The organism is Nocardioides sp. NPDC127514 (assembly GCF_040302125.1).
In the GTDB taxonomy this organism is placed as follows: Bacteria; Actinomycetota; Actinomycetes; order Propionibacteriales; family Nocardioidaceae; genus Nocardioides.
This window is the reverse complement of record NZ_JBEORF010000019.1, coordinates 104,465-117,563: the sequence shown is the minus strand read 5'-3', so window position 1 is coordinate 117,563 and position 13,099 is coordinate 104,465. Positions and strand designations below refer to the sequence as shown.

The window sequence follows — 13,099 nt, the reverse complement described above, 5'->3', positions numbered from 1 at the left end:
CGCCACCACGGTGATCCGCACCGCCACAGCCGACTAGGTTGCGGCCATGACACTCGATGCCGTCGCCGCTCTTCAGGCCGCACTTCGAGCCCCGACCGTCAACGACGGCTCCGGCGCGGAGCAGAAGGCGTTCGAGCAGCTACACGAGGCGCTGCGCGAGCACTTCCCGCTGCTGCACGCGACCCTCGACCTCAACCCGGTCGGCACCCACGGCCTCCTCTTCCGCTGGCCCGGCGCCTCGGCCGAGAAGCCGATCGTCCTGATGGCCCACCAGGACGTCGTCCCGATCGCAGGCGTCTGGACCCACGACCCGTTCGGCGGCGAGATCGTCGACGGCGTGATCCACGGGCGCGGCACGCTCGACGACAAGGGCCAGCTGGTGGCGATCTGCGCCGCGGTCGAGGGGCTCCTCGCGGACGGGTTCGAGCCGGCGTACGACGTCTGGCTGTCGTTCGGCTCCGACGAGGAGACGACCGGCGCGGCCGCGCGGGCAGCGGTCCAGGAGCTTCGCGACCAGGGGGTCGAGCCGTGGTTCGTGCTCGACGAGGGCGGCGCGGTCGCCTTCGACGCCTTCCCGGGCGTCGCGGCACCGATCGGGGTCGTCGGCGTCGCCGAGAAGGGCACCACCGACGTACGCCTCACGGTGACCGGCGACGGCGGCCACTCCTCCACCCCACGCCAGAACGGCCCGACCGCGCGGCTCGCCCGCGCGATCACCCGGCTCGACCGGATGTCGATGCCGGTCCGGCTGCCGGCGCCGACGGTCGAGATGTTCGAGCAGATCGCCCCGTACGCGGCCAAGCCCATGCGACCTGTCCTGGCCAACGCGGGTCGGCTGGCGCCGGCGCTGGCCCGGCTGCTGACCCGGCTCGGACCCGAGCCCGCCGCGCTGACCCGCACCACCGTCGCGATCACGACGCTCGAGGGCAGCCCGGCGGCCAACGTCATCGCCTCGGCCGCCTCGGCCGGGGTCAACCTGCGGATCATGGTCGGCGAGACCGTCGCCGAGGTCGTCGAGCGGCTGCGTGCCGCGATCGGCGACAAGCAGGTCGAGATCGAGGTCGTACGCGCGGGTGAGCCGTCCCCGGTCTCGCCACGTGACGAGGCCTTCGCGAAGATCACCGAGACCATCGCGGAAGTCTTCCCGGAAGCGGTGCCGGCTCCCTACACGGTGATGGCCGCGACCGACTCGCGCTTCTTCTACGAGATCAGCGACCGGGTCTACCGGTTCGCGCCGTTCCGGATGACCGCTGCCCAGCGCGCCACCATCCACGCCGCCGACGAGAACATCAGGGTCGATGACTACCTCGACGGGATCCGCTTCTACCGAAGGTTGATCGAGTCACTGTGACCACCGAAAGCCAGCGCACCGGCGTCGAGAAGGCCGCCCGCGGAATCTGGGTGATCGTCGGCTTCCTGGTGGCCGTCGAGTTCGCCAGCGGCATCCTGCAGGGCTACTACACCCCGATCTTCTCCGATCTCGCCGACCATCTCGGCGTCTCCGACGCCGACCTCAACTGGCTCGAGGCCGGGCAGCTGATCGTCTCCGCGCTGTGCGTGCCCCCGCTCGCCCGGCTCGGCGACCTGATCGGCCACAAGAAGGTGCTGCTGCTGGCGACCGGCATCACCGCGCTCGCCACCTGGTGGACCGTGGTCGCCCCCGACTTCGGCTCGTTCCTGGTCGCCTGGTCGATCCAGGGCGCCTACGTCATCTGGCTGCCCCTCGAGGTCGCCATCGTCCACAAACGCACCGGCGGCGACACCGCCCTGACCCGCCGGGCCGCCGGTGTCCTGGTCGGCGCGCTGCAGGTCTCGGTGATCATCGGCGCGATCGCCGCCGGCGCCCTCGTCGGCATCCTCCCGATGTGGGCGATCCTCTCCTTCCCGGCCGTGGCCGTGACCGCTGTCTTCGTCGTCATCGCCGTCGGCATCGAACCCGACTCCGGCACCAGCGGCGGCGCCTTCGACTGGCTCGGGCTGACGGTGCTGACCCTCGTGCTCGGCCTGGTCATGGCCGGGCTGGTCGGCGTACGTGTCCTCGGGGCCGGGTCTCTCCTCGCCTGGGGCCTCGTGGTCCTGGGGCTGCTCACCCTGGTCCCGTTCTGGCGCATCGAGACGGCGCTGGACGATGCCGGCGGGCGCGAGCCGCTGATCGACGTACGTCTGCTGGTCTCGCGCGGGCAGTGGCCGATCCAGCTGACCGCGTTCCTCTTCGGGATGTCGGTGCTGGGAGCACAGATCCCGCTGTCGACCTTCGCGCGCACGTCACCTGACGAGGCCGGATTCGGGCTGGGCGCCGACGCGTCGTTCGTGTCGCTGCTGATCGCTGAGTACGTGATCGCGATGGCGATCTCCGCCTTCACCCTGCCGCTGTGGGCCCGGTTCCTCGGGCCGGTGCGGGCCCAGGCGGTCGCCTGCTTCCTGGTGGCCACCGGCTATCTGATGTGGCTCCCGTTCCATGACTCCACCGGCCAGGGACTCCTCAACATGGCCGTCGTCGGGCTCGGCTCGGGTGCCCTGGTCGCCTCGCTGCCGGCGGCCGCCGCCGCGGCCGCACCGTCCTCCCGCACCGCGTTCGCGACCGGCATGACCAACGCCACCAAGACCGTCGGTGGCGCCATCGCCTCCGCGGTCTTCGCGATCGCGCTCGCCGCGGACGGATCCATCGCCGGCGAGGCGCACGCGCCGCTCTCGGGCTACCTCACGGTGTGGGCGGTGTGCGGCATCACCGCTCTCGTCGCCGGGCTGCTGCTCCTGCTGCCCCGCCGCACAACCAGCGCTGGGTAAACTTTCCCGCGCTGGAGGTGATCACATGCCCACGAGCGAGGACCGGCCCGAGGAGCGCCCGGAGACGCAGGCGCCCCCTCTCTCCGATGCGGCGAGCAAGGCGGCAGCCGCGGCCCGGATCCAGGAGCAGGCCAAGTGGGTCGACCTCCAGGTGCAGCAGTCGATCCAGCGCGGCGAGTTCGACAACCTGCCCGGCGCCGGCAAGCCGATCAAGAACCTCGACCGCGAGCACGATCCCGACTGGTGGGTCAAGCAGCTCGTCGAGCGCGAGCAGATCGTGGTGCTCCCCCGGTCCGTCCAGCTCCGCAAGGACGACGCCGAGCTCGACGGCCTCCTCGACACCCAGACCACCGAGGACGGCGCCCGCAGGATCGTCGAGGAGTTCAACGAGCGCGTCATCGCGGCCCGCTACGGCGCGCCCGAGGGCCCGCCGCTGATCACCATGCCCCGCGACGTCGACGCGACGCTCGACGCCTGGCGCGAGCGCCGCGCCGCCCGGGTGGAGGCGGCCAGGGCAGACGTACGCCGCCGGGAGGAAGCCCGGAAGCGCCGTTGGTGGCAGCGGCGGTGAATGTTCACCGAGGTAACTCGGTCAGGCGCCACTCCCATCGTGGAACTCCACCAGGTCAGTGCACGCTCGCCGAGTTACCTCGGTGAACATCCCGGCCTAACCCACCTCGCGACGTGAGAACCGCGACCGGTAGCGCCCCGGAGTCACGCCGACCTCCGAGGTGAACCCCGCCCGGAAAGTCACCGGTGAGTAGTAGCCGGACTCGCGGCTGATCCGCTCGATCGGCAGATCGGTGGTCTCGAGGAGGGTCTTGGCGACCGCGATCCGCTCTGCGGTGACCCAGCGCATCGGAGTGGTGGCGAGGTCGCGCTCGAAGCGCCGGGCGAGGGTGCGCGGCGAGACCGCGGCAGCCGCCGCCAGACGCTCGAGAGTGATGTCCTCGTGCAGGTTGGCCCGGAGCCAGCTGCGCAGCTCGTCGAGCCAGTGGGCCTGTTCGGTGAGCGGGTCGGCCGCGACGTACTGCGCCTGGTCGCCGTCGCGGTGCGAGGCGATGACCAGGTTGCGGGCGATGGTGTTGGCGGCGTGCTGGCCGTGGTCGGTGCGGATCAGGTGGAGGCACAAGTCCAGCCCTGCGGCCGAGCCTGCGCTCGTCAGCACACCGTCGTCGACGTAGATCGCCCGCGGGTCGAGGTCGACCCCGGGATACGTACGCCGGAACAGCTCCGTCCATCGCCAATGGGTCGTGGCGCGGCGACCGTCCAGCAGCCCGGCCTCGGCCAGGGCGAAGGCACCCGTGCACAGCGAGACCATCCGAGCCCCGCCCGCGGCGGCCCGGCGCAGCTCCCGGACCAGGGTCGGACTGATCGGCTCGCCCGGACGGATCGCCGGCACCAGCACCGTTTCGAACTCGGCCAGCGCGGCCATCGGCCGTTGCGGAGTCAGCCGCGGTCCACCGTGGACGCGCACCCCACGCAGGTCGCCGCACAGCACCACGTCGTAGAGCGGGCTGGCGTCGTGGTCCCAGTCGTAGCCGAGCGCCTCGAGCGGCATCCCGATCTCGAACAGGGTCATCCCGTCGACGATCGGGATGGCGATGGACGGCTTCGCAGGCATGGCAAGAATCTATCACTCTTAGTCAATCCTGCCACTCCTCCTCGACGCTCCGCGAGAGCACTCTGGAGTCATGACCAACTACAAGAAGAACCCCAGCAAGGTCCGCAGCACCGTCCGCTCCGTCCTCGCCGGCTTCGACGCCGGCGCCCGGATCCGTCACGGCGCCCAGGTTCCCAAGGACCATCCCTCCCGACGCCGGTCGTGATCGTTACAAGCCGAGACACCTACCGGCCGGTAACTCCCGGCCGTTAGGGTGACCGGCATGAGTCACAAGAGCCCCAAGGACTTCTTCGCACCGTTGGCGGTGGGCGCCCCCGCACCGCTGCGGGAGATCCCGGCACGGCCCAGTCGTGCGATCCATTTCTTCGACCCGTCGAACCCGAAGATGGCGGCCAAGGTGCCCGCCATGGTCGGCACCGTCGACGTGCTCCTCGGCAACCTGGAGGACGCCGTCAAGGCCGACAACAAGGTCGCGGCGCGCGAGGGCCTGGTCGAGATCGCGAAGAACACCGACTTCGGCAAGACCCAGCTGTGGACCCGGATCAACTCGCTCGACTCCCCGTGGGTGCTCGACGACCTGGTCACCCTGGTCACCGAGATCGGCGACAAGCTCGACGTCGTGATGGTGCCGAAGGTGCAGGGTCCCGAGGACATCCACTACGTGGACCGGCTGCTCGCGCAGCTCGAGGCCAAGGGCGGCGTACAGAAGCCGATCCTCATCCACGCCATCCTCGAGACCGCGCGCGGCGTGGCCAACGTCGAGGAGATCGCGCTCGCCTCCCCGCGCATGCAGGGCATCAGCCTCGGCCCGGCCGACCTCGCGGCCGACCGCAAGATGAAGACCACCCGCGTCGGCGGCGGCCACCCGGGCTACCTGGTCCGCCAGGACCCGGTCGACGGCGACATCCACGGCAACCGCGCGGTCTTCCAGCAGGACCTGTGGCACTACACGATCGCGAAGATGGTCGACGCCTGCGCCGCGGCGGGGATCTACCCCTACTACGGCCCGTTCGGCGACATCACCGACGTGGTCGCGGCCGAGGACCAGTTCCGCAACGCGTTCCTGCTCGGCTGCGTCGGCACCTGGAGCCTGCACCCGAAGCAGATCGAGATCGCCAACCGCGTCTTCTCCCCCAGCGTCGAGGACATCAAGCACGCGCGCCGCGTGGTCGCCGCCATGGGCGACGGCACCGGCGCGGTCATGCTCGACGGCAAGATGGAGGACGACGCCTCGCTGAAGCAGTGCCTGGTGCTCGTCGACCTCGCCGAGGAGCTGGCCGCCATCGACCCGAAGCTCAAGGAGCTCTACGACGCGATCGAGATCGAGGACTGAGATGACCGACACGACCTTCCGCCCCCTGCGCTCGGTTCTCTACATGCCGAGCTCCAACACGCGCGCCCTCGAGAAGGCGAAGACGATCACCGCCGACGCGCTGATCCTCGACCTCGAGGACGCCGTCGCCCCCGACGCCAAGCCGGAGGCGCGCGAGAACGCCGCCGCGGCCGTGACATCGGGCGAGTACGGCAACAAGTACCTCACCATCCGCATCAACGGCGCCGACACCGAGTGGCATGCCGACGACCTGGCCACCGCGGCCAAGGCAGGACCCGACGCGATCGTGGTCCCCAAGGTCAACAGCGCCCAGCAGGTGCACGACCTCGTCGCGGCCTTCGAGAAGGCCGGCGTCCCGGAGCAGACGAAGCTCTGGGCGATGATCGAGAGCCCGTACGCCATCCTCAACGCCGAGGAGATCGCCTCCGCCTCCGAGCGGCTGACGGTGCTCGTCATGGGCACCAACGACCTGGTCAAGGAGCTGTACGTCGACCACGTCCCGGCCCGCGCCAACCTGGTCACCAGCCTCCAGCTGGCCGTGCTCGCCGCGCGCGCGAGCGGCAAGGTCATCCTCGACGGCGTCTACAACAACGTGAAGGACGCCGAGGGCTACGCGGCCGAGGTCGAGCAGGGCCGGATCTTCGGGTTCGACGGCAAGACCCTGATCCACCCGACCCAGGTCGAGGGTGCCAACGCAGGCTTCGCGCCCAGCGAGCAGGCGGTGGCGGACGCCAAGGGTCTCATCGAGGCGTTCGAGGCCGCCGGCAGCGGCGTCGCGACCTACAACGGCAAGATGGTGGAGGCCCTCCACGTCGAGTCCGCCAAGCGAGTCCTCAGCATCGCCGAGGCCATCGCCGCGCTGTAGGCCACCGGCCAGGAATATCTCTCAATGTATAGAAAAAGTTACTGATCGCCCATCTTGGCTGATCAGTAACTTTTTTCCGAGAAGAAGGTGACAAACCGGCGCGATTCTGGTTCCGTTACGTGCTGCGCGACACAACCGACACTCGCTACGCGCTCAGGAGACAGCGTCAGATGACTGAAGCGAATCGTCGGCCCGCGACGGGGGACCACTCGAACGTCCCACCCACGCCGGCTCGACACCCCGCCACACCGATGCTCCCCACGAACGACACCGCGCCCGAACCCCTCGAGATCGCTCGCCGCGCTCTCGAGGGGGTGTCCCCGGCGGACGAGTCGTGGTTCACCAATCCCAAGACGAACCCAGCCGCGGAGCGAGTGCGACCGCATCACACGCCGTACACGCCATACCCGCCGCCGCAGCCCGGCACGGCGATCGTCCTGCGACACTCCGATGCCGGCTACTCCCAGCCGCCGCGGGCCACCTACCAGCGCCCGATGCCCGCGCACACCCGGCTGCCGCAGTACGCCTACCAGCCGAGCCCCTACACGGCACAGCAGTTCCACCCTGCCGGGCCGGTGACGTTCGCCAACCCGGCGATGCCGCCGTACGCCGCCGCGCAGGTGCCGACCCGGAACGGCGTGGTCGAGGAGCACCGGATCCCGAAGAGCCGCGCCCGCAACAAGAAGGCCGTGCTGCTGCCGCTCGCCGCGATGGCGATCGCCTCGGCCGGCATCGGCGCCTTCGCCCAGGCCAACGTCGAACAGGGCCTCGAGACCACGCAGGCCAAGGCCCACGCCGGCCAGTACGACGCCGTACCCGTGGTCGACGTCGCCGACCAGAAGATCATCGACGCCCCCGGTGTGATCGCGCCGGAGAGGACGTCGCCGTTCTCCCCCGCGGCCCCGGGCACCACCGCCGGCGGCAAGCACTCCAACGGCGACTACGACGCACCCTCCACCGCCGAGACCTACGGCGGCGCTCACTCCTCCAGCGGGACGATCTCCGCCCCACGCGAGGGTGACACCTTGTCGGACAAGGACCCGGCCCCCGCTCCCGAACCGGCTCCCGAGCCGGCCCCGGAGCCCGCTCCGCAGCCCCAGCCCGAACCCGAGCCCGAGCCGACCCCGGCGCCGGCGCAGCCGTCGCTGGGCGAGAACGTGGTCGCCCCGGTGCTCGACACGGTGACGGGCGTCATCGACGGTCTCACCGGAATCAAGCTCGACCTGACCCGGTAGTCATCGAGTGGCCCACAACGGGGCCGTGACCTCATTCCGAGGTCACGGCCCCGTTTGCGTATGCCCGGGTGGGTTACCCATGGCCAGGAAGGGTCATCTAGAAATAGGACCTCCGTCCCGATAACTTCCGTGGTTTTCTCTCGTTTGCCCGATGTGCCACCCCTTAACTCGGGAGTGCGCCAGGTTCCCCCGGATCTGGCAGGTGGCACGGCCCCGTTGCGGGGATCTTGGGGGATCCCCACCGCAGAATCGGAGTCCAACCAACAATGCGAAGCATCCGTACGTTCGCGCTGTCCGCAGCCGCTGCCGCCGTCGTCGGCGCAGTTCTGGTTGTGCCGGCGCCTTCTCAGGCCGCACTGACGAACACCTCCTTCGGGCTGTTCGCGAGCGGCTTCGGCACCCGCGTGACCGGTGGAAGCATCCCGGCCAACTCGGGAGACCTCGGATACCAGACGATCGGGTGCACCCGTAAGGCTGGTTACGACGTCAACAACAACACCGCCGGCGCCAAGGTGCCCGGCATCGGCACGATCGGTGCGACCACCACCAAGCAGCGCACCGTCAAGTCCGGCGCGGTGGTCAAGTCCATCTCGGAGCACAAGATCGCCGACGTCGTGCTCGACAAGAGCCCGCTGGGCAAGGTCACCGTCGAGGGCCTCAGCTCGGTTTCCCAGGCCTGGTGGGACGGGAAGGCCTACAAGGCCGACTCCAAGGCCAAGATCGCTCACGTGGTCCTCGACCCGGCCGGTCCCGGCCAGAAGATCGACCTCCCGATCCCCGGCCGTGACAAGCCGCTCGTCATCCCGGGCATTGCCACCATCGGTCTGGGCAACACCGTCGAGAAGACCAACGCCGACGGCGCCCAGGCTTACGCCAACGGCATCTGGATCAAGCTCCACGGCACCGACTCCGAGGTCATCGTCGGTCGCTCCCGCGCCGAGATCAACGGCCAGGCCTTCTCCGCCGTCTTCAACGGCTTCTCCAACTCGGTCGACGCCTCCGCTCTCGGCGGCGCCGTCCAGATCGGCAAGAACCCGCTGACCAACGCTGGCTGCGCCGGCACCAAGGGCAAGCTGAAGACCAAGTCCATCGCCGGCGTTCCGCTGGGCGAGGCGGGCGACATCCTGGACGTCAAGGGCCTCACGAGCGGCCAGCGTTCGAACCAGACCAAGACCACCGCCGAGGGCTACACCTTCGGTGAGGTCGCCAGCGTCAACATCGGCGACGGCGCGATCCGCATCGAGGCCATCCGCGCCCAGGCCAACGCCAAGTACGTCAAGGGCAAGGGCTCCACGACGTCCATCTCGGGCACCAAGTTCGGCGACATCTACATCAACGACCAGAAGGTCTCCCTCGCCCAGCTGGAGTCGGCGCTCTCCCGCGTCGACATCCCCGGCCTGGCCAAGATCGAGACCAAGGTCGTCGTCGAGCGCAGCAAGAACCTGGTTGAGGTCGTCGCCCTGCGGCTGACGCTCCTCGACGCGACCGAGGGCACCAAGTCGGTCGTCAACATCGGTCACGCCAAGTTCAAGGTGAACGCGAACAAGTGAGGCCTTGATCCACTGAGGCTGTCCTAAGAAACGGCCCGCGTCCTGACCAGGTCGCGGGCCGTTTCTTCTTTATGAAGTTACTCACGGGTAGTATCAACCCACCCATACGCAGTCGAGCCGACCTGAAGCATTAGGCTCGGTTCATTCCGGCAGTCCTGCCCCCTGATGAGGAGCGCCTAGGCATGTTGCAGATCATCGCCATCGTCGTGTGTCTTGCGGCAACGGTGGCCACCGCCTACCTGGTGATCAAGGCGGTCCGGTCGATGCTCGCGGTCATCAAGATCGGTACGCCGATCAGCCGCGTCGACCAGCCACTCGCCCGCACCCTGACGATGTTGAAAGAGACGGTCCTCCACACGCGCATGCTGCAGTGGACCTGGGTCGGCGTGCTCCACTGGTTCGCCTTCGCCGCGTTCCTGCTGCTCTCGACAGCGGTCGGGGCTGCGTACTTCCAGCTCTTCGACCCCGAGTGGACGCTCCCGGTCATCGGCAAGCTGTTCGCCTACGAGTGGCTCGCCGAGCTCCTCGGCCTGCTCGGCGCGCTGGGCATCATCCCGCTGATCATCTACCGGGTGACCCACCTGCCCTCGAAGATGGGTCGCGGCACGCGGTTCTACGGCTCCACGCAGTGGCAGGCGTTCTTCGTCGAGGCGATGGTGCTGGTCGAGAGCGCGGCGATCCTGTTCATCCGCGGTGCGGAGTACAACCTCGCCAAGGCCCACGGCGGCGAGGTCGCCGAGCACGCCACCGCGTTCCACTTCCCGATCTCGCAGTTCTTCGGGGCGCTCTACCCGACCGGCCCCGACGCGATCCACACGCTCGAGAACGTCATCTACGGGATCGCGGCCTTCAAGATCATCACGGCGCTGATCTGGCTGGCCGTCGTCTCCACCCACCTGACGATGGGTGTCGCCTGGCACCGCTTCACCGCCTGGTTCAACATCTGGTTCAAGCGCGAGCCTGCTTCACGTACGTCTGCTGTCGACGGCGCGCGCCCGCTCGGCACCGCGCTCGGCGCGATCAAGCCGATGCTCATCGACGGCAAGCCGGTCACCCTCGAGGACGTCGAGGAGGACCGGATCCCCGAGGACGCCATCCTCGGTGTCGGCTCGATCCAGGACTTCTCCTGGAAGGGCATCCTCGACTTCACCACCTGCACCGAGTGTGGTCGCTGCCAGTCGCAGTGCCCCGCCTGGAACACCGAGAAGCCGCTCTCACCCAAGCTGCTGATGATGGGCCTGCGCGAGCATGCGTACGCCGCTGCCGCTGACGGCGATCTCAAGGAGAAGCCGCTGATCGGCAAGGCCGACGGCGCCCCGGAGGGTGCCGGGGGCAACACCGAGGTGCTCGACTGGTTCTACAACCCCGAGGACGGCGGCTTCGTCATCGACGAGGACGTCCTGTGGTCCTGCACGTCCTGCGGTGCCTGCGTCCAGCAGTGCCCCGTCGACATCGAGCACGTCGACCACATCATGGACATGCGCCGCTACCAGGTGCTCGTCGAGTCCAACTTCCCCTCTGAGCTCAACGGCCTCTTCAAGGGTCTCGAGGGCAAGGGCAACCCCTGGAACATGAACGCCAACGCGCGCATGGACTGGGCCAAGGACCTGCCCTTCGACGTCAAGGAGGTCGGCAAGGACATCGAGTCGCTGGAGGAGGTCGACTGGCTGTTCTGGGTCGGCTGTGCCGGCGCCTACGAGGACCGGGCCAAGAAGACCACCCGCGCCGTGGCCGAGCTGCTCGACATGGCCGGGGTCTCCTTCGGCGTACTCGGCAACGGCGAGACCTGCACCGGCGACTCCGCCCGCCGCGCCGGCAACGAGTTCGTCTTCCAGGGCCTGGCTCAGCAGAACGTCGAGACGTTCAAGGAGTTCAAGGTCAAGAAGGCCGTCACCACCTGTGCTCACTGCTTCAACACGTTGAAGAACGAGTACAAGGAGTTCGGCATCGAGCTCGAGGTCGTCCACCACACCCAGCTGCTCAACCGCCTCGTCCGCGAGGGCAAGCTGACGCCCGTTGCGGACGGCGCCGGCGCCCACAAGCGCTCGATCACCTACCACGACCCGTGCTACATCGGTCGCCACAACGGCGTCTACGAGCCGCCGCGCGAGCTCCTGCAGATCATGCCGGGTGCGGAGTACAAGGAGATGCCCCGCAACTCCGAGCGCTCCTTCTGCTGTGGCGCCGGTGGCGCCCGGATGTGGATGGAGGAGAAGATCGGGTCGCGGATCAACGAGAACCGCACCGACGAGGCCGTCGCCACCGGTGCCGACCAGATCGCCGTCGGCTGCCCGTTCTGCCGCGTCATGCTCTCCGACGGCCTGACCAAGGCCCAGGCCAACGGGGCCGCACGCGAAGAGGTCGAGGTGCTCGACGTCGCGCAGATGCTGCTCGCGTCCGTCAAGGGCGAGCAGGCGACCAAGCTGGCCCCGGGTGAGGGCGCGAAGGTCGGTGCCGCCGCCAAGGCTGCTCCGGCTGTCGAGGAAGCCGCTCCGGCCGCCGGTGCTGCCACCGCCGCTGCGGGTTCGTCTCTCTTCGATTCCCCCGCGGAGACCACCGAGTCTCCGAAGGCTCCGGCCGACGCGTCCTCGCTCTTCGACACGCCTGCCCCGGCCGAGCCGGCCTCGGGAGGTACGTCGGGTGGCGGATCGCTCTTCGACACCCCCGCTCCGGCCGCCGAGCCGGAGAAGCCGGCCTCCGGTGGCTCGCTATTCGACGGTGGCGGTTCGCTCTTCGACACGCCTGCGGAGGCACCTGCCGAGGAGGAGACCCCGGCTTCGGGTGGCTCGCTCTTCGACGTGCCGGCCGACAAGCCTGCCGACAAGCCGGCTGAGAAGCCTGCTGCGGATCTCGGGTCTGGTGGGTCGCTCTTCGACGTACCGGCTCAGGAGGCGGAGCCTGCTGCCGCACCCGAGGCGAAGGCAGCTCCGGCCGCGCCGGCGCCCGCCGAGGAGCCTGCTGTCGACCTCGGTGGAGGCGGCTCGCTCTTCGACATCCCGGCCGCACCGGCCGAGGAGGCCGCACCAGCGCCTGAGGCGAAGGCTGCTCCGGCTGCTCCGGCTGCTCCGGCAGCCGAGCCCGCGGCCCCGGCTGCGACGCCGGCCGCCGAAGAGCCGAGCATCGACCTCAGCGCGGGTGGTTCGCTCTTCGACATCCCGGCCAGCGAGCCCGAGCCGGCGACGGCCAAGGCCGCCGAGCCCGCCGCTCCGGTCGAGGCTGCTCCGGCCGAGACCGCTCCGGTCGAGGCTGCTCCGGCCGAGACCGCTCTGGTCGAGGCCACGACTGAGGCCCCGGCCGCAGCACCTGAGGCGCCTGCGGCACCCGCCGCGCCGGTGGCAGGTTCGGGAGTGACCTCGGAGCCGAAGACCGACGTCGACTTCGACAGCCTCGGCTCGCTCTTCGACATCGAGGCCCCGGAGGGCGCGGTCGCGGCCGCGGCTCCGGCTGCTCCCGCCCCCGCTGAGGCCGCACCCGTGGCCGAGGCTGCCCCGGAAGCCGTGGTCGACGAGGCCCCGACCGCACCCGCCGAAGAAGCGGCGGTCGAGGCGGAGACGCCAGCCGAGCCCGACCCGGAGCCCGACCCGGAGCCCGAGCCCGAGAAGGCCGCGCCGGACCCGAAGCCGGCGCCGGCCGTGAGCGGAGAGGCTCACGCGCCGCGTACCGACGTCGACATCCACGAGGCAGGGTCGCTCTTCGACCTCTGAC

10 protein-coding genes are annotated in these 13,099 nt (G+C 69.4%); 9 read left to right on the top strand and 1 reads right to left on the bottom strand.

All coding sequences use genetic code 11. The features are described from left to right. Positions 1-46: 46 nt before the first annotated feature. From ABTX24_RS16670 to ABTX24_RS16660, 3 genes are read left to right on the top strand one after another with little or no spacing between them, the layout of a single operon-like run. Entirely contained in the window at positions 47-1,351 is a 1,305-nt protein-coding gene (locus ABTX24_RS16670; protein WP_350841046.1) for a M20/M25/M40 family metallo-hydrolase, read from the top strand. Further along, positions 1,348-2,787, top strand: a complete 1,440-nt coding sequence (locus tag ABTX24_RS16665; RefSeq protein ID WP_350718669.1) for an MFS transporter — start codon at positions 1,348-1,350, stop codon at positions 2,785-2,787. The genes ABTX24_RS16670 and ABTX24_RS16665 overlap by 4 nt, the downstream gene beginning before the upstream one ends. A gap of 25 nt (positions 2,788-2,812) precedes the next feature. Then, a complete protein-coding gene (locus ABTX24_RS16660; RefSeq protein WP_350841044.1) occupies positions 2,813-3,358 on the top strand; it encodes a DnaJ family domain-containing protein in 546 nt (181 codons plus the stop codon). Between the two features lie 96 nt (positions 3,359-3,454). Here the strand turns inward: ABTX24_RS16660 and ABTX24_RS16655 are convergent, their stop codons facing one another. Further along, on the bottom strand, positions 3,455-4,411 hold the full coding sequence (locus ABTX24_RS16655; RefSeq protein WP_350841042.1) for a GlxA family transcriptional regulator: 957 nt from the start codon (positions 4,409-4,411) through the stop codon (positions 3,455-3,457). Between the two features lie 70 nt (positions 4,412-4,481). Here ABTX24_RS16655 and ABTX24_RS16650 point away from each other — a divergent pair, with 70 nt between their 5' ends. The 6 genes from ABTX24_RS16650 to ABTX24_RS16625 all read left to right on the top strand — a co-directional run bounded on the left by ABTX24_RS16650 (position 4,482) and on the right by ABTX24_RS16625 (position 13,098). Continuing rightward, on the top strand, positions 4,482-4,616 hold the full coding sequence (locus ABTX24_RS16650) for a hypothetical protein (RefSeq protein ID WP_350718664.1): 135 nt from the start codon (positions 4,482-4,484) through the stop codon (positions 4,614-4,616). Positions 4,617-4,673: 57 nt separating this feature from the next. After that, positions 4,674-5,744 (top strand): HpcH/HpaI aldolase/citrate lyase family protein, encoded by a 1,071-nt coding sequence (locus ABTX24_RS16645; RefSeq protein WP_160026594.1) that lies wholly within the window; start codon positions 4,674-4,676, stop codon positions 5,742-5,744. A 1-nt stretch (position 5,745) separates the two neighbouring features. Then, on the top strand, positions 5,746-6,609 hold the full coding sequence (locus ABTX24_RS16640; RefSeq protein ID WP_350841040.1) for an HpcH/HpaI aldolase/citrate lyase family protein: 864 nt from the start codon (positions 5,746-5,748) through the stop codon (positions 6,607-6,609). 170 nt (positions 6,610-6,779) lie between these two features. Continuing rightward, positions 6,780-7,844: a hypothetical protein gene (locus ABTX24_RS16635; RefSeq protein WP_350841038.1), complete on the top strand. Its 1,065-nt coding sequence runs from the start codon at positions 6,780-6,782 to the stop codon at positions 7,842-7,844. Positions 7,845-8,110: 266 nt separating this feature from the next. Further along, a complete protein-coding gene (locus ABTX24_RS16630) occupies positions 8,111-9,394 on the top strand; it encodes a choice-of-anchor P family protein (RefSeq protein WP_160026592.1) in 1,284 nt (427 codons plus the stop codon). 182 nt (positions 9,395-9,576) lie between these two features. After that, positions 9,577-13,098 (top strand): (Fe-S)-binding protein, encoded by a 3,522-nt coding sequence (locus ABTX24_RS16625; RefSeq protein ID WP_350841036.1) that lies wholly within the window; start codon positions 9,577-9,579, stop codon positions 13,096-13,098. Position 13,099 lies beyond the last annotated feature (1 nt).

Bases quoted from the DNA above. Each gene is read 5' to 3' on its own strand.
- ABTX24_RS16670 (WP_350841046.1), top strand. From the start codon at position 47: ATGACACTCGATGCCGTCGCCGCTCTTCAGGCCGCACTTCGAGCCCCG.
- ABTX24_RS16660 (WP_350841044.1), top strand. From the start codon at position 2,813: ATGCCCACGAGCGAGGACCGGCCCGAGGAGCGCCCGGAGACGCAGGCG.
- ABTX24_RS16655 (WP_350841042.1), bottom strand. From the start codon at position 4,411: ATGCCTGCGAAGCCGTCCATCGCCATCCCGATCGTCGACGGGATGACC.
- ABTX24_RS16650 (WP_350718664.1), top strand. From the start codon at position 4,482: ATGACCAACTACAAGAAGAACCCCAGCAAGGTCCGCAGCACCGTCCGC.
- ABTX24_RS16645 (WP_160026594.1), top strand. From the start codon at position 4,674: ATGAGTCACAAGAGCCCCAAGGACTTCTTCGCACCGTTGGCGGTGGGC.
- ABTX24_RS16640 (WP_350841040.1), top strand. From the start codon at position 5,746: ATGACCGACACGACCTTCCGCCCCCTGCGCTCGGTTCTCTACATGCCG.
- ABTX24_RS16635 (WP_350841038.1), top strand. From the start codon at position 6,780: ATGACTGAAGCGAATCGTCGGCCCGCGACGGGGGACCACTCGAACGTC.
- ABTX24_RS16630 (WP_160026592.1), top strand. From the start codon at position 8,111: ATGCGAAGCATCCGTACGTTCGCGCTGTCCGCAGCCGCTGCCGCCGTC.
- ABTX24_RS16625 (WP_350841036.1), top strand. From the start codon at position 9,577: ATGTTGCAGATCATCGCCATCGTCGTGTGTCTTGCGGCAACGGTGGCC.